General features: G+C 56.2%; 17 protein-coding genes. 10 read left to right on the top strand and 7 right to left on the bottom strand.

Going from position 1 to position 17,042, the window contains the following annotated elements; genetic code table 11:
* Window positions 1-40 precede the first annotated feature (40 nt).
* The gene (ppsR, locus tag K325_RS0109010; protein WP_029653938.1) at window positions 41-856 is read right to left on the bottom strand and encodes a posphoenolpyruvate synthetase regulatory kinase/phosphorylase PpsR; all 816 of its coding nucleotides are present in this window, start codon (window positions 854-856) and stop codon (window positions 41-43) included.
* Between the two features lie 131 nt (window positions 857-987).
* Here ppsR and ppsA point away from each other — a divergent pair, with 131 nt between their 5' ends.
* Both ppsA and rraA read left to right on the top strand, forming a co-directional pair.
* On the top strand, window positions 988-3,360 hold the full coding sequence (gene ppsA / locus K325_RS0109005; RefSeq protein ID WP_029653937.1) for a phosphoenolpyruvate synthase: 2,373 nt from the start codon (window positions 988-990) through the stop codon (window positions 3,358-3,360).
* Between the two features lie 32 nt (window positions 3,361-3,392).
* A complete protein-coding gene (gene rraA, locus K325_RS0109000; RefSeq protein WP_029653936.1) occupies window positions 3,393-3,872 on the top strand; it encodes a ribonuclease E activity regulator RraA in 480 nt (159 codons plus the stop codon).
* Window positions 3,873-3,918: 46 nt separating this feature from the next.
* Here the strand turns inward: rraA and K325_RS0108995 are convergent, their stop codons facing one another.
* The 3 genes from K325_RS0108995 to K325_RS0108985 form a co-directional block, all read right to left on the bottom strand.
* Window positions 3,919-4,209, bottom strand: a complete 291-nt coding sequence (locus tag K325_RS0108995; RefSeq protein WP_029653935.1) for a PilZ domain-containing protein — start codon at window positions 4,207-4,209, stop codon at window positions 3,919-3,921.
* Window positions 4,210-4,227: 18 nt separating this feature from the next.
* Window positions 4,228-4,896, bottom strand: a complete 669-nt coding sequence (locus tag K325_RS0108990) for a TIGR04211 family SH3 domain-containing protein (protein ID WP_029653934.1) — start codon at window positions 4,894-4,896, stop codon at window positions 4,228-4,230.
* Between the two features lie 130 nt (window positions 4,897-5,026).
* On the bottom strand, window positions 5,027-5,326 hold the full coding sequence (locus K325_RS0108985) for a YciI family protein (RefSeq protein WP_029653933.1): 300 nt from the start codon (window positions 5,324-5,326) through the stop codon (window positions 5,027-5,029).
* 89 nt (window positions 5,327-5,415) lie between these two features.
* Here K325_RS0108985 and K325_RS0108980 point away from each other — a divergent pair, with 89 nt between their 5' ends.
* Window positions 5,416-6,282 (top strand): PHP domain-containing protein, encoded by an 867-nt coding sequence (locus tag K325_RS0108980; RefSeq protein WP_029653932.1) that lies wholly within the window; start codon window positions 5,416-5,418, stop codon window positions 6,280-6,282.
* Window positions 6,283-6,286: 4 nt separating this feature from the next.
* On the opposite strand, the gene K325_RS0108975 is transcribed toward K325_RS0108980, so the two are convergent.
* Window positions 6,287-6,829 (bottom strand): YecA/YgfB family protein, encoded by a 543-nt coding sequence (locus tag K325_RS0108975; RefSeq protein WP_029653931.1) that lies wholly within the window; start codon window positions 6,827-6,829, stop codon window positions 6,287-6,289.
* A gap of 2 nt (window positions 6,830-6,831) precedes the next feature.
* Window positions 6,832-9,993 (bottom strand): ribonuclease E, encoded by a 3,162-nt coding sequence (gene rne / locus K325_RS0108970; protein ID WP_029653930.1) that lies wholly within the window; start codon window positions 9,991-9,993, stop codon window positions 6,832-6,834.
* A gap of 630 nt (window positions 9,994-10,623) precedes the next feature.
* Here rne and rluC point away from each other — a divergent pair.
* The 3 genes from rluC to K325_RS0108950 are packed head-to-tail and all read left to right on the top strand — an operon-like array spanning window position 10,624 to window position 13,417.
* Window positions 10,624-11,685, top strand: coding sequence for a 23S rRNA pseudouridine(955/2504/2580) synthase RluC (gene rluC / locus K325_RS0108960; protein WP_084694198.1), 1,062 nt, complete (start codon window positions 10,624-10,626; stop codon window positions 11,683-11,685).
* A complete protein-coding gene (locus K325_RS0108955; protein WP_029653928.1) occupies window positions 11,685-12,335 on the top strand; it encodes an HAD family hydrolase in 651 nt (216 codons plus the stop codon). The genes rluC and K325_RS0108955 overlap by 1 nt, the downstream gene beginning before the upstream one ends.
* A gap of 32 nt (window positions 12,336-12,367) precedes the next feature.
* Window positions 12,368-13,417 carry a S49 family peptidase gene (locus tag K325_RS0108950; protein ID WP_029653927.1) on the top strand — a complete coding sequence of 350 codons (1,050 nt, stop codon included), beginning with the start codon at window positions 12,368-12,370 and terminating at the stop codon, window positions 13,415-13,417.
* A gap of 16 nt (window positions 13,418-13,433) precedes the next feature.
* On the opposite strand, the gene K325_RS0108945 is transcribed toward K325_RS0108950, so the two are convergent.
* On the bottom strand, window positions 13,434-14,027 hold the full coding sequence (locus tag K325_RS0108945; RefSeq protein ID WP_029653926.1) for a Maf family protein: 594 nt from the start codon (window positions 14,025-14,027) through the stop codon (window positions 13,434-13,436).
* A gap of 129 nt (window positions 14,028-14,156) precedes the next feature.
* On the opposite strand from K325_RS0108945, the gene K325_RS0108940 reads away from it, so the two are divergent.
* From K325_RS0108940 to fabD, 4 genes are all read left to right on the top strand, one after another.
* Window positions 14,157-14,714 (top strand): YceD family protein, encoded by a 558-nt coding sequence (locus tag K325_RS0108940; protein ID WP_029653925.1) that lies wholly within the window; start codon window positions 14,157-14,159, stop codon window positions 14,712-14,714.
* A gap of 30 nt (window positions 14,715-14,744) precedes the next feature.
* A complete protein-coding gene (gene rpmF, locus K325_RS0108935) occupies window positions 14,745-14,924 on the top strand; it encodes a 50S ribosomal protein L32 (RefSeq protein WP_029653924.1) in 180 nt (59 codons plus the stop codon).
* Between the two features lie 42 nt (window positions 14,925-14,966).
* The gene (plsX, locus tag K325_RS0108930) at window positions 14,967-15,971 is read left to right on the top strand and encodes a phosphate acyltransferase PlsX (RefSeq protein ID WP_206557001.1); all 1,005 of its coding nucleotides are present in this window, start codon (window positions 14,967-14,969) and stop codon (window positions 15,969-15,971) included.
* Window positions 15,972-16,095: 124 nt separating this feature from the next.
* A complete protein-coding gene (gene fabD, locus K325_RS0108925) occupies window positions 16,096-17,034 on the top strand; it encodes an ACP S-malonyltransferase (protein WP_029653922.1) in 939 nt (312 codons plus the stop codon).
* Window positions 17,035-17,042: the final 8 nt, after the last annotated feature.

Below are 17,042 nucleotides of genomic sequence, written 5' to 3'. Positions count from 1 at the left end.
AGGGCAGAGGGTTTCAGGCTCTCTGCCCCGTTGGTTTTCCTCAGCGGTTCCTTTTCAGGCCCGTGGTTACCATGATCCTCGTCGAGATTTCCTCAACCGAATACGCAGTCGTGTTCAGGTAGGGAATGCGTTCCCGTTTGTACATCAGTTCAATTTCTTCAATCTCGTGCATGCATTGCTGCATCGATGAATAACGGGAATTCGGCCGACGCTCATTGCGGATGGTTGCGAGGCGTTCCGGTTCAATGGTCAGGCCGAACAGTTTTTCTTTGTGGGGCCGGAGGGCCGCGGGCATTTTCTGATCGTCAAGGTCTTCTTCGGTAATCGGGTAGTTGGCTGCCTTGATTCCATACTGAAGAGCCAGATAGAGGCAGGTTGGGGTTTTTCCGCTGCGGGATGCACCAATCAGAATCAGGTCGGCTTCGTCATAATGCCGGGTGCGGGCGCCATCATCGTTGTCCAGTGCGAAGTTGACGGCGTGAATCCGGCGCTCGTAGCTACCCGCATTGTTGATGGAGTGGGACTTGCCGACGGAATAGGACGACGAAGAGTTCAGCTCCTGTTCCAGCGGGCTGAGAAATGTGCCGAAGATGTCTACCATGAATCCGTCGGCCTGGCTGATGATCTCCCGGATGCTGCCATTAACGATGGTGTCGAATACCAAAGGGCGGTCCCCGTCGGTGTCAGCGGCTTTGTTGATGCGATCGACGAGATCCCGGGCTTTTTCTTCATCATCGATGTAGGGCACCGTTACTCGTTCAAACTCGATTTTTTCAAACTGGGCCAGCAGGGCATGGCCCAGAGCTTCCGCCGTCAGGCCTGTGCCATCAGAGATAAAAAATGCCGTTCTTTTCATGGTCATATCCGATCTGATTTGAACTGATCCGGGGAGTCTTCGGTTGCCTCCCTAGGTAAATTCCGCAGCTTACAGTATCATACTCGCCATATTCGAGACTCCGCGCCACACAGACTCAAGGGAGACACGCTTTGGAAGATTACATCATCTGGTTTGACCACCTGGGAATGTCCGACGTAGACCGTGTCGGAGGCAAGAACGCCTCTCTCGGTGAAATGATCAGTAATCTCGCCAATGCTGGTGTTACCGTCCCTGGCGGTTTCGCTACAACTGCACACGCTTATCGGGAATTCCTGGCAAAAGATGGTCTGAAAGACCGTATCGACGAAGCACTGGATGCCCTGGACGTTAATGATGTTAATGAACTCGCCCGCGTAGGCTCTCAGGTGCGCCAGTGGGTCATTGATACGCCATTTCCGGAAGTGCTGGAAAACGCGCTGGAAGAGGCTTATGCCAGACTGCAGAACGGCAACGATCAGATGGCTGTTGCCGTGCGTTCCTCTGCGACTGCGGAAGATCTGCCTGACGCCTCATTTGCCGGCCAGCAGGAAACCTTCCTGAATGTTGTGGGGCTGGATCAGGTACGTACCTCGGTGAAAGAGGTTTTTGCCTCGCTGTTCAATGACCGGGCGATTTCCTACCGGGTGCATCATGGCTTCGATCATAAACTGGTGGCTTTGTCGGCGGGGATCCAGAAAATGGTCCGCAGTGAAACGGCTTCCAGCGGTGTTATGTTTACACTGGATACAGAATCCGGGTTCCGCGATGTCGTCTTTATCACTTCTTCCTACGGCCTGGGAGAAACAGTTGTACAAGGCGCGGTGAACCCCGACGAATTCTACGTCCACAAGCCGACGCTTGAGGCAGGCCGCCCTGCGGTGCTTCGCCGCAACCTCGGCAGCAAAGCCATCAAAATGGTTTATCATTCTGACCCTGGTGAGGGCAAGTTTGTTGAAACCGTCAAGGTTGAGCAGGAAGAGCGTAACCGTTTCTCGGTCAGCGACGCTGAAGTTGAGGAACTGGCCAAGCAGGCGATGATCATTGAAAAGCACTACCAGCGCCCGATGGACATTGAATGGGCCAAAGACGGCGACGACGGCAGGATCTACATCGTTCAGGCGCGCCCTGAAACCGTTAAAAGCCGGGCTGCTGCCAATGTTATGGAGCGCTACCTGCTGAAAGAAACCGGCAAGGTACTGGTGGAAGGCCGCAGTATTGGCCACAAAATCGGCAGTGGGCCGGTGAAAATCATCACCAGCATCAATGAAATGGATCGGGTTCAGGCCGGTGATGTGCTGGTGACAGACATGACAGACCCGGACTGGGAGCCAGTAATGAAGCGGGCTTCCGCGATCGTGACAGATCGTGGCGGGCGTACCTGTCACGCTGCCATCATTGCTCGTGAGCTGGGTATTCCCGCCGTTGTCGGTTGTGGGGATGCCACCGAGGAGCTCAAGGACGGACAGGAAGTGACAGTCTCCTGTGCCGAAGGTGACACCGGGATGATCTACGAGGGCGCACTGGACTTTGAGCTGCGCGAGAATACCGTAGATTCCATGCCCAATATTCCGTTCAAGATTATGATGAACGTGGGTAACCCGGACCGTGCTTTCGATTTTCAGGCGTTGCCGAATGAAGGTGTCGGCCTTGCCCGCCTTGAGTTCATTATCAATCGCATGATTGGCGTGCACCCCAAAGCGCTTCTCAACTTTGACGGTTTGCCCCGTGATATCAGGCAGACCGTAGAAAAGCGTATCTCCGGTTATGAGTCGCCGGTGGATTTCTACGTCGACAAACTGGTAGAGGGGATCTCCACCCTGGCCGCCGCGTTTGCGCCGAAGAAAGTGATTGTTCGGTTGTCAGATTTTAAATCCAACGAGTATGCCAACCTGATTGGCGGAACGCTGTACGAGCCGGACGAAGAGAACCCGATGCTTGGCTTCCGTGGGGCATCCCGTTACATCTCTGAAACCTTCCGCGACTGCTTTGAGCTCGAGTGCCGTGCTCTGAAAAAGGTACGGAATGAGATGGGCCTGACCAACGTTGAGGTGATGGTGCCCTTCGTACGCACGGTCGGCGAAGCCGAGCAGGTTGTGAGTTTGCTGGCGGAGAATGGCCTTAAGCGTGGTGAAAACGGTCTGCGCGTGATCATGATGTGTGAGCTGCCGGCCAACGCCTTGCTGGCGGACCAGTTCCTTGAACACTTTGATGGTTTCTCCATCGGTTCCAACGACCTGACTCAGCTGACTCTTGGCCTGGATCGTGATTCCGGCATCATTGCCCACCTGTTTGACGAGCGCAACGACGCGGTAAAAGTGTTGTTGTCCAATGCCATCCAGGCGTGCAAGAAGTCTGGTAAGTACATCGGTATCTGTGGCCAGGGGCCCTCAGATCATCCGGATCTGGCCAAGTGGCTGATGGAAGAGGGTATCGATACGGTATCCCTGAACCCGGATTCTGTACTGGATACCTGGTTCTTCCTGGCCGATGAGAAAATTGACTAACCACCAACACGTTGGGAAAGGAGAAAGGTAACGTGAGCAAAATCATTACTCCGGATCTGTGTGATGAGTTTCCAGAGGTTCAGGTGGTTGAGCCTGGCTTCAATAACTACGGTGGGGTGCGCCAGTTTGGTGGTGAGATCGTCACAGTAAAGTGTTTTGAAGATAACTCGGTGGTGAAGGAGCAGGTAGGATTGCCGGGCAATGGCCGAGTAATGGTCGTGGATGGTGGCGCCTCCAGGCGTAACGCCTTGCTTGGCGATATGTTGGCTGAGAAGGCGGCCGAGAATGGCTGGGCCGGCTTGATCATTTATGGCTGTATTCGGGATGTCGATGAAATCGGCGAGACTGATCTGGGGGTTCAGGCGCTGGGGACGGTGCCTCGCAAGACTGAAAAGCGTGGCATTGGTGACCTGAATATTCCCGTCACATTCCACGGTGTTACCTTCAGGCCCGGGCAGTATGTGTATGCCGACAATAACGGCATCATTGTCTCCGAGAAGCCGTTGGTCTGAACGCTTCGGGTGAAAACAAAAACGGCGGCCTTTGGGCCGCCGTTTTTTATTGCATCACTTCTATGATGTTGATGCCGAGCAGGTAGCGCTCCCCATCTGGTTTGCAGCGCACGACTTCGCAAACGGTTTCGAGAGCGGGGAACTGGTCTCCTGCCGATTCCATGCGGGTTTTCAGCTCGTCCCCGATGGCGAATGGGTGATCGACGGAGATCTGCATTCCGGCCGCGCTGAGGTCTTTACAGACGCCCTGAAAGGTATTGCCCTGGTCATCGGTAATTACCAGAGTGCTGTCTACCTGCATACGATGGAAATCACGCTTTTCCGAGTAATCTTTCATCACCCGTTACCTTTATTATTAGGCCCAGTTGTCGGTCTTTCTTGTGGGCTTGAGCATTGGGATGATCAGAGCCAGCAGTACACCGCCAAAGACGAGACCGGCACCCAAGAGCATGAAATCGGATTCTTTGCCGGCTTCAAGCCTCTCATTTTCGGCCGTCAGCACCTCAAGATCGTTGCGCAATTTCTGGTTTTCTTCACGTAGCTCACGATTGCGGCGATCAAGGTTGATGGAGTCTGCTGCGATGTTCTTGATGCGTTGCAGTTCCGACTGAAGATCCTCCGCCTGCGTGGACAGGTTGTTCTCTGCGCTTTGAAGGGTATTCCGTTCTTCGGTAATTGTGGCCAGTTTTTGCTGGGCCTGAGTCAGTTCAGTTTGCGTTTCTTCCAGTTGCTTGCTTACTCGACGCAGCTGGTCTGCGGCGATGGGCTCATTGCTGAGGTACTGGCTGGCTACCCAGCCTTCTGTGCCCTTGGGGGTACGTACCCGGGTGTAATTGTCTCCGGCTTCCAGAACGACCAGCGGTGTACCGCTGGGTACAGCGTTTTCGATAATCCGATACTGGGTGCCTGCGCCGGAGCGTACCGGCAGATACAGTTGGTCATCGACCCAGACGGTACGTGCCTGCGCAACGGAGACCGAACTGACGAGAAGCACAAGGCTGAATATAAGGCGGAGCGGTGTCACGAATGCGTTTCCTGATAGTGTTATTACTGATAGTTTAAAGCCGCAATTCTGTCACACGGTGGCCGCTATTCAAGTAGCGCAGCGTTACAATCCGCTCATGCTGGTGTGTGGGGCGCCGTGTGCCTGGCTTTCAGGGTAGCACTACCTTGTAGGGTTTGATCGTAACGTTGGCATAGACGCCAGCTTCAACGTACGGATCAGCGTCTGCCCAGTCTCTGGCCTCTTCAAGAGACGCAAACTCCGCAATGACCAGACTGCCACTGAAGCCCGCTTCCCCGGGGTCCGGCGAGTCGATGGCTGGATGGGGGCCGGCAACGAGGAGTCGCCCATCGTCTTTAAGGGCTTCAAGCCGCGCCAGGTGGGCAGGCCGGGCTTGAAGTCGAAGAGCCAGGCTGTCTGGGATGTCTTCACTGATAATTGCGTAATACATTGTGCCTCCGGAGTTGTCGCTGCATGGGGGTTAGGGGCCCCGAAGCGATGCTGTTACACTGGGGGCCACTTTGTCATTCAGGATTGTTTGTGACTATACCGCAAGACTCTAGAGTGTGCATTGATCTGCACTGCCACAGCACTGCCTCCGATGGGGCCTTGCCGCCGGAGGCCCTGGTGGCCCGGGCCGCCGACATGGGTGTCAGTCATCTTGCACTGACGGATCACGATACGGTGGCTGGTCTCAACGCGGCCAGGGAGGCGGCTTCGGGTTTGGGGCTCAGGCTAATCAATGGGATTGAGCTTTCCTGTGTGTGGCGAAGTCATACCATCCACATTGTCGGCCTGGACTTCGATGAGAGCGCGCCAGGCTTCGTGGCGGCGCTTAAGCGCCAGAATGACAATCGGTGGCAGCGTGCGCGCTTGATTGCCGACCGTCTTGGGCGTCTTCAGGTAGAGGATCTGTTGGCCAAGGCAACCCAGGTGGCAGGAGGGGATGTGCCCGGACGCCCTCATTTTGCACAGGTTCTGGTTGATGAGGGGGTAGTGCCGAAAACAATGCATGCCTTCAAACGGTTTCTCGGGACAGGTAAGCCAGGTGATGTGAAAGCGTGTTGGCCGGAACTGGATGAGGTGGTGGAGTGGATTTTGTCTGCCGGGGGGATAGCAGTATTGGCTCATCCTCGGAAGTACCGCCTGACCGCCACCCGGTTGCGTTCGCTGGTGGCAGATTTTCGTCGCTCGGGTGGGCAGGGCATTGAAGTGTCGGTGTCGGGGCAATCCAGCGGTGACCTGGGGTTTGTTGCTGAGCTGGCTCGTCGGGAGCAGTTATGGGCGTCCCAGGGTAGTGATTTTCACTTTCCGGGAGCTCCCTGGTGCGAGCTGGGGCGTATCATGAAAATGCCAGACGGGCTGGAGCCCGTCTGGCATCATTTCAGGCAGCCGGTTGAAGCCTGAGGCTTCAGTCCGGTGCGTGGAACAGCAGGTAGAGATCGGTCAGCGAATCGGGGATGGCTTCTGCCATCTTCGCTGAAAGCTTTTCATCGCTTCGAACTTTCTGGAAATCCTCGTCATCGAATAACCCAGACAGTGTCAGCATTGGCACCATGAGGTCTGCAACCTCATCCTCATCGGCAGCCTGCAGCCAGGTCTCTTCGTTCTCAAGGAAGGTGTCGACAAAGCCTGCACACCAGTTCTCCAGGGCGTTCATCGGGTCGCCGTCTTCCGGTTCCGGAAGTTCGAGTGGCTGGCCCATATCAAGAGCTTGGGCCATGTCACGGGCCAGCTCGGCGACGCAGTGAACAAAAATATCCGGAACACCACTTTCAGGTAATTGGTCCGTACCCGTGGCAAGGCGGAAGAGGTCTTCCGCCTGCATGCTGACCGGTCCGATCACACTGGCGCACACCACGCCGTGAAACCCGAAAAAGTCCAGGGCATGATCGCCCCAGGGTTCCGCGAACAGAATGTCTTCCAGCGCTTCGATGTCGGAGTTACTCAGCATAATCAGTTGCTCCCGGCCGGCTTGGCCTCGTCTGCCTTTTTGGCTTCTTCGGCCGCGCGTTGGCGTTTGCGGACCTCTCTTGGGTCATTGTAGGCCCGGCCGGGGGTCACAGGTACCGTTTCTGGTGCATCACCGTCAGCCGCGTCATCGGTCGCTTCAACCGGCTTTTCGGCTTTGCTTTCAGTTTGCTCGGCTTTTGCGGGTGCCGGAGCCTGCTCTGCGGGTGCATCAGCGTTTTCGATAACAGGTTCCGCTGGCTTTTTCGGTGCAGCTTTTACGGTCTTTGGCCTGCCGCGTTTTGGTTCGTCGGCCTTCTGCTCCGGGGCAGTCTCGGTTTCAGTGTCGTCCTGCTTCTGCTCAGGCGCTTTGTCCGATTTTCCGGTATGTTCGCTTTCGGTTGCAGGTGCAAGATCTTTGACCGGGGTTTGCTCCGGTTCTGCAACTTCGGTTTTTGCCGGCGCCTTTTCCTCGGCCTGGAGGGGCGTCTGGTCTGGCGTTGCCTCGGTTTTCGCAGCGTCGGCTACGGGTTCGGCTTTTGCTGGCTTGGTTGGCTGAGCCGGTGCTTCAACTGCAGCTTCTTTGCCGGCCTGATCGTCCGTTTTCGGCTCAGTCTTCTCGGCTTTGTCCGTCGTGCGAGGCTTGCGTTGACGGCCTGAGGAGCGACCCTTGCGTCCGTCAGGCTTTTCCTTGCTGCTATCCTCTTCCTTTGCGCCAGCTTTGTCTGCGCCGGCCTCCGCGTCTTTCTGCTCGACCTTAGCCTCTGGTTGCTCCGCTTTTTCCAGTTGCTCGGGTTGGCCGGTTTCGGCTGAGCGTTTGTTTTCAGGAGCTTCCGCGACGGTGGTCAGCTGTTCGGTTTTTTCTACGCGTGCTTCACTTGGCTTTGCGTCAACCGTTGTGGTCTCAGCCTGTTTTTCTGGCTGGGTGTCTTTCTGGTGCTTTTCGCTGCGCTCAGTCTTGCGTTCTGCAGGTGTAGATGCAGGGGTGTCAGCGGGAGATCCGTCCCGGTTGCGCTGACGGCGCGGTTTACGAGGCTTGTCCTCGCTACCAGGCTTATTGTCGCTGACCGGTGCTTTCTGGACGTCCTGCTTTTCCTGCTGGCCTTTCTGGTCACGCTGCGGGCGATTGCGGTTCTGGCTGCGACTCTGGGCGTCTTTGCGATTATCCCGACGGTTGTCGCTGCCTTTATTCTCACCGGAGCGCTCTTCACGGTTGCCACGGCTTTGGCTGCTGCGGGCCTGTTGCTCGTCACTGCGACCACCGCGGTTGCGTCCACGGTTGTCATCGTTGCGATTCTGCTGAGTGCCCTGGCGGCGTTCGTTGCCGCTGCGGTTGGCTCCTGCACGCTGGTCGTCGCGCGCTACCCGCGATTTCCGACGATCCTGACGAGCCTGGTTGCGACGCTCTTCGTTACGGTTGTTGTCGCGGGCGGCTTCCTGTTCCGGTTCTTCACCCCGGAAGAAACCGGCAATCTTCTTTCCGAGCTTGCTGAACAGCCCTTCTTCCTGTTCCGCTGCTGCGGGGGAGGTGGGGGCGGAGGGTGCCGGTGCGGGCGCCGTGGGACGGATTGCCTTGACGGCCGCTTGTTCGCGGGCTGGTTTTTCGGTGGTTGTGACTTCTACCGATGCTTCTTCTTCCCGTTCATTGTACTGCTGAGCTACCTCGTGGCTGGAAACGTGCTCTGGTGAGGTTTCGTCCTGACGCAGGCGAAGGATCTCGAAGTGAGGGGTTTCCATGTTTGGAACGGGAGCGACAACAACGGCAACACCCTGGCGCGCTTCAATGTCGGCCAGCTGTTTGCGTTTTTCGTTGAGCAGGAAAGTGGCGACTGAAACCGGCACCATAGCGCGGACTTCAGCGGTCTTTTCCTTGGACGACTCCTCGTAAATCAGCCGCATAATGCTCAGGGCGAGAGACTCAATGCCCCGGATGGTGCCCTGGCCTTCACAACGGGGGCAGACTTCGCTACGGGTTTCGCCAAGAGAGGGGCGCAGGCGTTGGCGCGACATTTCCAGCAGTCCGAAGCGGGAAATTTTGCCAACCTGAACCCGCGCACGGTCCAGCTCCAGGGCTTCGCGCATTTTTTGCTCGACTTCCCGCTGGTGCTTGGCAGGAGTCATGTCGATAAAGTCGATGACGATCAGGCCGCCCATATCCCGCAGACGGAGTTGCCGCGCGATTTCCTCCGCAGCTTCCAGGTTGGTCTGGAGCGCGGTTTCCTCGATATCCTGCCCTTTCGTGGCCCGGGATGAGTTGATGTCGATGGACACCAGTGCCTCGGTGGGATCGATGACAATGGAGCCGCCTGAGGGTAGTTTTACTTCGCGCTGGAAAGCGGTTTCGATCTGACCTTCAATCTGGTAGCGGCTGAACAGCGGGATCTCGTCTTTGTAGAGCTTGATCTTGTTCTCAAATGTGGGCATGACTGCCCGAACGAAGCTCAGTACATCCTCATGGACGCTATCCGCATCAATCAGGACTTCACCGATATCCTGGCGGAGGTAATCACGCACTGCCCGGATGATGACGTTGCTTTCCTGGTGGATCAGGAAGGGGGCTTTGCGTTCCCCGGCCGCCTGGGTGATTGCTTCCCAGAACTGTACAAGGTAGTCGAGGTCCCACTGAAGTTCTTCAGTAGTACGCCCGATGCCTGCGGTGCGCACGATGATGCCCATGGACTTGGGCACCTGAACGCCGTTCATGGCTTCTTTAAGCTGGGCCCGGTCATCGCCTTCAATCCGGCGTGAGATGCCGCCAGCACGGGGATTGTTGGGCATCAGGACCAGATAGCGGCCTGCCAGCGAGATGAAGGTGGTCAGGGCTGCGCCTTTGTTGCCACGCTCTTCCTTGTCGACCTGGACGATAACTTCCTGTCCTTCAGACACCACATCTTTGATGTTGATTTTGCCTTCGATCTGCCCTGGCGATTTCTTGAAATACTCTTTTGAGATTTCCTTCAGGGGGAGGAAGCCGTGGCGCTCTGCGCCAAAGTCAACGAAAGCAGCCTCAAGGCTGGGCTCTACCCGGGTAATTCGGCCTTTGTAGATGTTGGCCTTTTTTTGCTCACGGGTGCTGGATTCGATATCCAGGTCAAACAGCCGTTGGCCATCTACCAGTGCGACGCGCAACTCTTCGGGATGAGTTGCATTAATCAGCATTCTTTTCATGGAAAGAAAGGGTTCCTGTCGTTTGTTGGTGACAGAAAACCGGGGGGATTCGCATCAGCGAAGCGGGATGTGCGTGCCGCGGGCCCAGTACAACAGGCGAACCGGCGGCCAGACGGATCAGACCCTTATGGGGTGTGATCCTGGGTGTCTGAGACCACCGCCGACATCTCGTCTGCCGGTAGGCAGGCCAAGGTCGAATAGGGTGAGAGTCTGTTGACGCATAGTATCCGTTTCAGGTTCACACAAGCCCCTGGGTCTCACGTCGTATTGGTTTGCTGGACGGCCCGGGTTTGCGTGGCAATGATTCTTCGCGATGTCGTCCGACGGTTTTCTGGTCGGTTTTCTTCTCCCGGAGCAGGTAACAGCCTTTCTCGGTCTGGCCTGTGGTCCGGGAGTCTCTGTTTTTAGCTGCACCCGTTAATGATTGGTTTTGCAGCGTTCAAACTCTTAATCAGTATCGGTATACTGCTGCCGCTCCGGCTTCTGACCAGAATTCGTCAGGCCGTAGACAAACGGCAGAGCACGCCGGAATATAACAGGTAAGTCGTAGCCCGACAACTCCCAGGTTTTGCTGTCAGGCTGCTGGCCGGGTTAATCCCTGCCGGGTGATTCATCAACGTAAGGATTTTCATGCCCCGCACTCCCGATTCGCACAAATCAAAGGCCCGGCGCTCCGTCAAAGACCGGGGTCGTGGCGGAGAGGGGCCGTCCCGGGCCTTATCCGCTGGTGGCAGGGCGGTGGCAACAGAAGTTCAGTGGGTGACCGTTGATGAAGATATGGCGGGGCAGCGCGTGGATAATTTCTTGCTGTCCCGGTTGCGCGGTGTGCCCAAAAGCATTGTCTACAGAATTGTCCGAAAAGGGGAGGTGCGCGTCAATAAAGGGCGGGTGAAGCCGGATACGCGTTTGAATTCGGGCGATGTGGTCCGGATTCCTCCGCTGGTACAGAAGCCGAAGGCTGAGCAGGTCACGCCCGGGGCCCGGGTTCAGGGTGTTATGGAGGCCGCCGTCGTCTTTGAGAATGATGAAATGTTGGTGGTGAACAAGCCGGCCGGCATTGCAGTCCATGGTGGCAGTGGGCTGAGCTTCGGGTTGATTGAGGTGTTGCGGGCTGCTCGGCCGGAGGCCCGGTTTCTGGAGTTGGTGCATCGTCTGGATCGGGATACGTCGGGCCTGGTAATGGTGGCCAAGAAGCGGTCGGCGTTACGCTTTTTGCAGGAAGAGCTGCGGCAGAAGCGCATTCGTAAGTATTACCATGCCTTGGTTGTCGGAAGCTGGGCGGATGGCGTGAGTCGTGTTGATGAGCCTTTGTTGCGCTATGAGATGTCTAATGGCGAACGCCGGGTTCGAGTCAGTGATGAGGGTAAAGCGTCGCTCACGCTGTTTTCATGTCTCCGGCGATTTGAGGGCTATAGTCTCGTTGAGGCGTCGCCGGTGACCGGCAGGACGCATCAGATTCGGGTACACAGTGCCTGGGCGGGGCATCCGATTGCGGGTGATGATAAATATATGGATGAGGCCAGCCTGAAGGCGTTTCGGGCGATTGGAGGGCAGCGGCTGATGCTGCATGCCCGTGCCTTGGAGTTTCCGCTTCCGGGAACGGGGGAGATAACCCGTCTTGAGGCAGGTTATGATGAGCTCTTTTCCAGGGTACTCAATGAATTGATCAGGCGGAGCGGGAAGGGTAAGTGATGAAGGTGAAGGCGGTTATTTTTGATTGGGACGGAACGTTGATCGATTCCGTTGATCATATCGCGGACAGTTTGCATCAGGCGGCAACGGAGCTCGGCTACCCGGACCTGGAGCGCGAGGCTTATCGGGATATTATTGGCCTGGGAATGATTGAGGCGCTGGAGAAGCTCTATCCTGGTCTTAGCCGCGAGGAGATGGTTCGCATCCGTGAAGGGTATGCGGGGTACTTTTTCAAGAAGGTGACCACGCCTCAGAATGTGTTTGATGGAATGGCCGAGGTGGTTGCGGATATCAAACGGTCTGGTCTGGGGTGCTCTGTAGCGACGGGGAAAAGTCGTCGTGGTCTTGAGCTGGCGCTGACTTCCAGTGGTCTGGGGCATCACTTTGATGCAACGCGCTGTGCGGATGAGACCCGTTCCAAGCCGCATCCGCTGATGCTTGAAGAAATTCTCGCTTTTTACGGTTTTGAGCCCGGGGAGGCGGTCATGATTGGTGACACCCGTTATGATCTTGAAATGGCTCAACGGATAGGGATGCCATCTATCGGGGTGGAGTGGGGGGTGCATGGGCGAGAGGTTCTCGAAGAATATGCCCCTTATGCGGTGGTTAACACGGTGGCTGATCTCCGGCGGGTACTCGGGTTGAACTGATTATTTCAGGTGTAGCAGATTAAGGAAGACGAATGAGCGAGTGGGATTCAGATAAAGAAGCTGGTTGGGGTGACAAGCCTGTTGAACCCGAGGGCTCTGGCTCGCGAGGCGGGTTGTTGGGGCGCCGGAAGCCTGCGCTGCCTCCGGAGAGCGGTCGCGACTGGCGCCTGATCGAGAAGCTTGTGATGTCACTGCAGGCTGAGCAGAAGCGCAGTCGGCGCTGGGGTATTTTCTTCAAGCTGCTGACGTTTGGGTACTTGTTTTCGTTGTTGTTCATGCTGAGAGCGCCGATTGGCGAAGGAGTTGGTGCGGTTGTGGAGCCGCATACTGCGCTGGTTGAGGTGACTGGGCCGATTGCCGCAGATGAGCTGGCCAGTGCCGATAATCTGGTCGGTGCTCTGCGTTCCGCCTTTGAAGCTGAAGGTTCGCGGGCGGTTGTTCTGCGGATTAACAGTCCTGGCGGGAGTCCGGTTCAGTCTGGTTACGTATACGATGAAATCAAACGCTTGCGGGCGGAATATCCAGACAAGAAAGTGTATGCAGTGATTTCAGATATTGGTGCTTCGGGGGCCTATTACATCGCGGCGGCGGCGGATGAGATCTATGCCAATCGAGCCAGTCTTGTCGGGTCTATTGGTGTAGTGGCGGGCGGTTTCGGCTTTACCGAGGTGATGGAGAAAATTGGCGTTGACCGTCGTCTGTATACGGCGGGAGAGAACAAGGCCTTTCTCGATCCGTTCTCACCAGAGCAGAAGGAGGAGGTGGCTTTCTGGCAGGGGGTGCTAGAGAGTACGCATCAGCAGTTCATTGAGGCGGTCAGACAGGGTCGGGGGGATCGTCTTGCAGAGGATCCGAGATTGTTCAGTGGCTTGGTCTGGAGTGGTGAGCAGGCTTTGGAGCTTGGGTTGATCGACGGGCTGGGTAGCACCTCCTGGGTTGCCCGCCAATTGGTGGGCGAAGAGGAGTTGATCGATTACAGCCGCTCCCGGTCTCCGTTTCAGGATCTTGTGGATCAATTGGGTGTCGCTGTTGGTGAGGGGTTGGCCACAAGTCTGGTGGAATCGCGCCTGGAGCTGCGTTAACGGTGGTCTGTGGGTATTAGTCCAGCAAAGGGTTAATGCCCATCTCCCTCAAGAGCTTGTTCAGCGCAATCAGGGGGAGGCCGATGAGGCTGTTCGGGTCTCTGCCGTCCAGACGGCTGAAAAGGGCGATGCCCAGTCCCTCCATTTTAAAGCTGCCTGCACAGTCATAGGGTGTTTCCTTGTGCAGGTACCCCTCAATTTCCGGCTCGCTCAGAGAGCGAAAGTACACGTCAAAGCGTTCGCAGTGAGTGCGTACAGTGCCCGTGCGTGAATCGACCAGTGCGAGGCCGGTGAAAAAATGTACCCGGTTTCCGCTGCTGCGTTTCAGTTGCTGTCTGGCAGTGTTGTGGTTGCCAGGCTTGCTGAGGAGCGTTCCGTCGGGGAGGGTGGCTACCTGATCGGAGCCGATGATCAGGTGGTTGCTGAAGGTTGGTGCCAAGGCTAATGCTTTTTCGGTAGCCAGTCTGGTGGCCAGGGGTTCCGGTGCTTCTCCGGGGTGCGGTGTTTCATCGATATCCGGGCTGGCTGTTTTGAACGAAAGCCCTAGCCGGGCCAATAGCTGTTTTCGGTATGGTGAGGACGAGGCGAGAACGAGATCACGGTTCGGCATGGTTTGGCTGGGTCCGCGCTGGAGTTTGTGGGTTGTTATCGTAAAATACCCGTATTCCGGGTGAAAGACCCAGCGGGAATTGATTAAGTCTTTGACAGCGGGAGATCTCGCCCCTAAAATTGCGCGCCTATGTCCAAAGCGCCGATTGCCGAATTGCCCAGATCTGTCGACCCGAATAAGTTGGCAGAGCAGAATACGAAACTTGAGGGGGTTGTGCCTTTCAAGGGGCTTTCTCGTTTTTGCGAAGCTGTGCCCGGCCTTCCTGATGATGGCGCCTGCAGTGTCAAACTGGCGTTTTATCGGGATGGCGAGCGTCGGCGAATCGTATCTGGCGAGCTGTCCGCTCCGGTTGTTCTGGAGTGCCAGCGTTGCATGGGAGATATGCAGGCAACCCTCAAGTCTCGCTTTGATCTTGGTCTGGTGATCAGTGATGAGCAGGCTCAGCGTTTGCCAAAAGCGCTGGAGCCGTTTCTGGTTGAGGATTTTAGTGCAGATCTCTGGGAGATGGTTGAGGATGAGCTGTTGCTTGTTTTGCCGCCGTTTCCCCTGCACGAGCGAGAGCAGTGTCCGGCAAAGGAAGATCTTGAAGCGCTGGAAGTTTCCGAGGCTGCCGAAGAGCCCGAGACAGAGCAAAGAAAAGAAAACCCGTTCAGTGTTCTGGCGGGTCTCAAGACGACAAAGCATTAACGAATTTGATAATAGGTCAGGAGTATAATCATGGCTGTACAGCAAAACCGCAAGACCCGTTCCAAGCGTGGCATGCGCCGTTCACACGACGCGCTGACCGCTGCTGCCCTGTCTACCGACTCAACGACAGGTGAAGTTCATCGTCGTCACCATGTTTCCCCGGACGGTTTTTACCGTGGCAAGCAGGTGGTAGAGGCTCGCGACGAGTAATTCGTCGGGACTTTCTTCTGACCTGTGCCGCATGGACGAGTGGTGAACAAGCCGGTCACCATTGCCATTGATGCAATGAGCGGTGATCGCGGTGCCGCGGTTGTCGTTCATGCAGCGCTGGAAGCAGTGCGCGAAAATGAAGCCTTGAGTCTTGTTCTGGTTGGAATCCGGAGTGAGCTTGAGGCTTTGTTGCAAGAAGGGCATGCGCGCATAGAGATTGTTGAGGCGGCCGACGTTGTTCGTATGAATGAGCGGCCTTCCCACGCCCTTCGGCACAAAAAGAATTCCTCCATGGCTATTGCGCTCAGTCTCGTCCGGGATGGTGAGGCGCAAGGCTGTGTCAGCGCTGGTAATACCGGCGCCCTCATGGCTTTTGGTCGCTCCATTATCCGGATGTATCCGGGTATAGAGCGCCCAGCCATTGCCAAGCTGATTCCTTCCCTTCGCGGGCGCTGTCATGTTCTTGATCTGGGTGCCAACGTGGATTCCACGGCGGAGAATCTATACCAGTACGCGTTGATGGGGTCTTTGATGGCGTCGGCCATCTGCCGGCAATCCGAACCCAGGGTTGCGTTGCTCAATGTGGGTGAAGAAGAAATCAAAGGCAATGAGCAGGTGCGGCTTGCGTCTCATATGCTGGCCCAGTGCGACACCATCAACTACATCGGTTATGTTGAAGGCAGTGACCTGTTTCGGGATGTGGCAGACGTCGTGGTTTGTGATGGCTTTGTGGGTAATATTGCCCTGAAAACCGGAGAGGGGGTTGCCGGGCTCCTGATAGAGCTTCTGGAGCAGGCATTTACCCGTTCAATGTATGGTCGCCTCGTGGGGATGCTGGCAAAGCCAATTATCGGGCGCCTGCTGCAATTGATGGATCCCTCCAGGCACAATGGTGCCAGTCTTCTTGGGCTTCAGGGGGTAGTGATCAAAAGCCATGGGAATGCCAATGAGCGTGCAATGCTCGCGGCTATCCGGCAGGCTGTTCGTGAAGTTCAGCTGGAAGTGCCACGAAGGATCAACGAAAGACTCGATGATCTGATGTTATGATCCCTCCCCACAGGGTGCACGACTAAAGTCGTCCCGCATCCCAACCCCTATTCGCTGATAATTGGCCTGAATTGTACTATTGGCTAATCTTCAGTAACCCTTCAATGACGATAAGATTCCGCTTATGAAATCAGCGTTTGTTTTTCCCGGACAAGGTTCACAATCAGTTGGCATGCTGTCTGCTGCGGCTGAGACGTGGCCAATGATCAGTGAAACGTTTGACGAGGCCTCTAACGTTTTGGGTTATGACTTATGGCATCTTTGTCAGCATGGCCCCGCTGAAGAGCTCAATAAAACCATGATCACCCAGCCGGCTTTGTTGACGGCAAGTGTGGCGTTGTGGCGCCAGTGGTGTGTGTCTGACGGCCCGAGGCCGGATTTTGTGGCAGGACACAGCCTGGGCGAATACAGCGCTCTGGTTGCAGCTGAGAGCCTGGACTTTATAGAAGCGGTGAGGCTGGTTCAGCTGCGCGGAGAGTTGATGCAGGATGCGGTGCCTGAAGGGCAGGGGCGCATGGCTGCCATTCTTGGGCTGGATGATGCTGATGTGATCGCTGCGTGCCAGGAAGCGGCGGAAGGGGATGTGGTGTCTGCCGTCAACTTCAATGCCCCGGGGCAGGTGGTCATTGCTGGCAGTGCCGCAGCGGTTGAGCGTGCCATTGAGTTATGCAAAACCAGAGGAGCCCGTAAAGCCATGCCGCTTCCTGTCAGCGTTCCATCGCATTGTGCGATCATGAAAGGGGCTGCAGAGCAGTTGGCAGAGGCCCTTGAAGATATCCGTTTTAACGATGCTGTCATTCCTGTCGTTCAGAATGTCAATGCAGAGCCAGCCACGGATGCCGGGGTTCTGAAAGCAAACCTGCTTAAACAGCTGTACTCTCCGGTGCTCTGGACCGATTCCGTTCAAAAGCTGTCTTCCGATGGTGTTGGTGTGGCGGTGGAGTGCGGTGCTGGCAAAGTGTTGGCCGGTTTGATTAAGCGTATTGACCGTTCTCTGCCGGTTTACGGTATTGAGAGCCCCGATTCTCTGTCAGAAGCCATCAAGGCTTTTGGTCAGTCCTGATTACACGG

The sequence above is a fragment of the Marinobacter daepoensis DSM 16072 genome, assembly GCF_000421165.1.
Classification (GTDB): Bacteria; Pseudomonadota; Gammaproteobacteria; order Pseudomonadales; family Oleiphilaceae; genus Marinobacter; species Marinobacter daepoensis.
This window is presented reverse-complemented; position numbering and strand designations above follow the sequence as displayed.

What these genes read in the sequence shown, in the direction of transcription:
- K325_RS0108955 (WP_029653928.1), top strand. Translation starts at nt 11,685, where the DNA reads ATGAAGGTGAAGGCGGTTATTTTTGATTGGGACGGAACGTTGATCGAT.
- K325_RS0108975 (WP_029653931.1), bottom strand. Translation starts at nt 6,829, where the DNA reads ATGCTGAGTAACTCCGACATCGAAGCGCTGGAAGACATTCTGTTCGCG.
- fabD (WP_029653922.1), top strand. Translation starts at nt 16,096, where the DNA reads ATGAAATCAGCGTTTGTTTTTCCCGGACAAGGTTCACAATCAGTTGGC.
- rluC (WP_084694198.1), top strand. Translation starts at nt 10,624, where the DNA reads ATGCCCCGCACTCCCGATTCGCACAAATCAAAGGCCCGGCGCTCCGTC.
- K325_RS0108985 (WP_029653933.1), bottom strand. Translation starts at nt 5,326, where the DNA reads ATGTATTACGCAATTATCAGTGAAGACATCCCAGACAGCCTGGCTCTT.
- rpmF (WP_029653924.1), top strand. Translation starts at nt 14,745, where the DNA reads ATGGCTGTACAGCAAAACCGCAAGACCCGTTCCAAGCGTGGCATGCGC.
- rne (WP_029653930.1), bottom strand. Translation starts at nt 9,993, where the DNA reads ATGAAAAGAATGCTGATTAATGCAACTCATCCCGAAGAGTTGCGCGTC.
- K325_RS0108950 (WP_029653927.1), top strand. Translation starts at nt 12,368, where the DNA reads ATGAGCGAGTGGGATTCAGATAAAGAAGCTGGTTGGGGTGACAAGCCT.
- ppsR (WP_029653938.1), bottom strand. Translation starts at nt 856, where the DNA reads ATGAAAAGAACGGCATTTTTTATCTCTGATGGCACAGGCCTGACGGCG.
- K325_RS0108995 (WP_029653935.1), bottom strand. Translation starts at nt 4,209, where the DNA reads ATGAAAGATTACTCGGAAAAGCGTGATTTCCATCGTATGCAGGTAGAC.
- K325_RS0108945 (WP_029653926.1), bottom strand. Translation starts at nt 14,027, where the DNA reads ATGCCGAACCGTGATCTCGTTCTCGCCTCGTCCTCACCATACCGAAAA.
- K325_RS0108940 (WP_029653925.1), top strand. Translation starts at nt 14,157, where the DNA reads ATGTCCAAAGCGCCGATTGCCGAATTGCCCAGATCTGTCGACCCGAAT.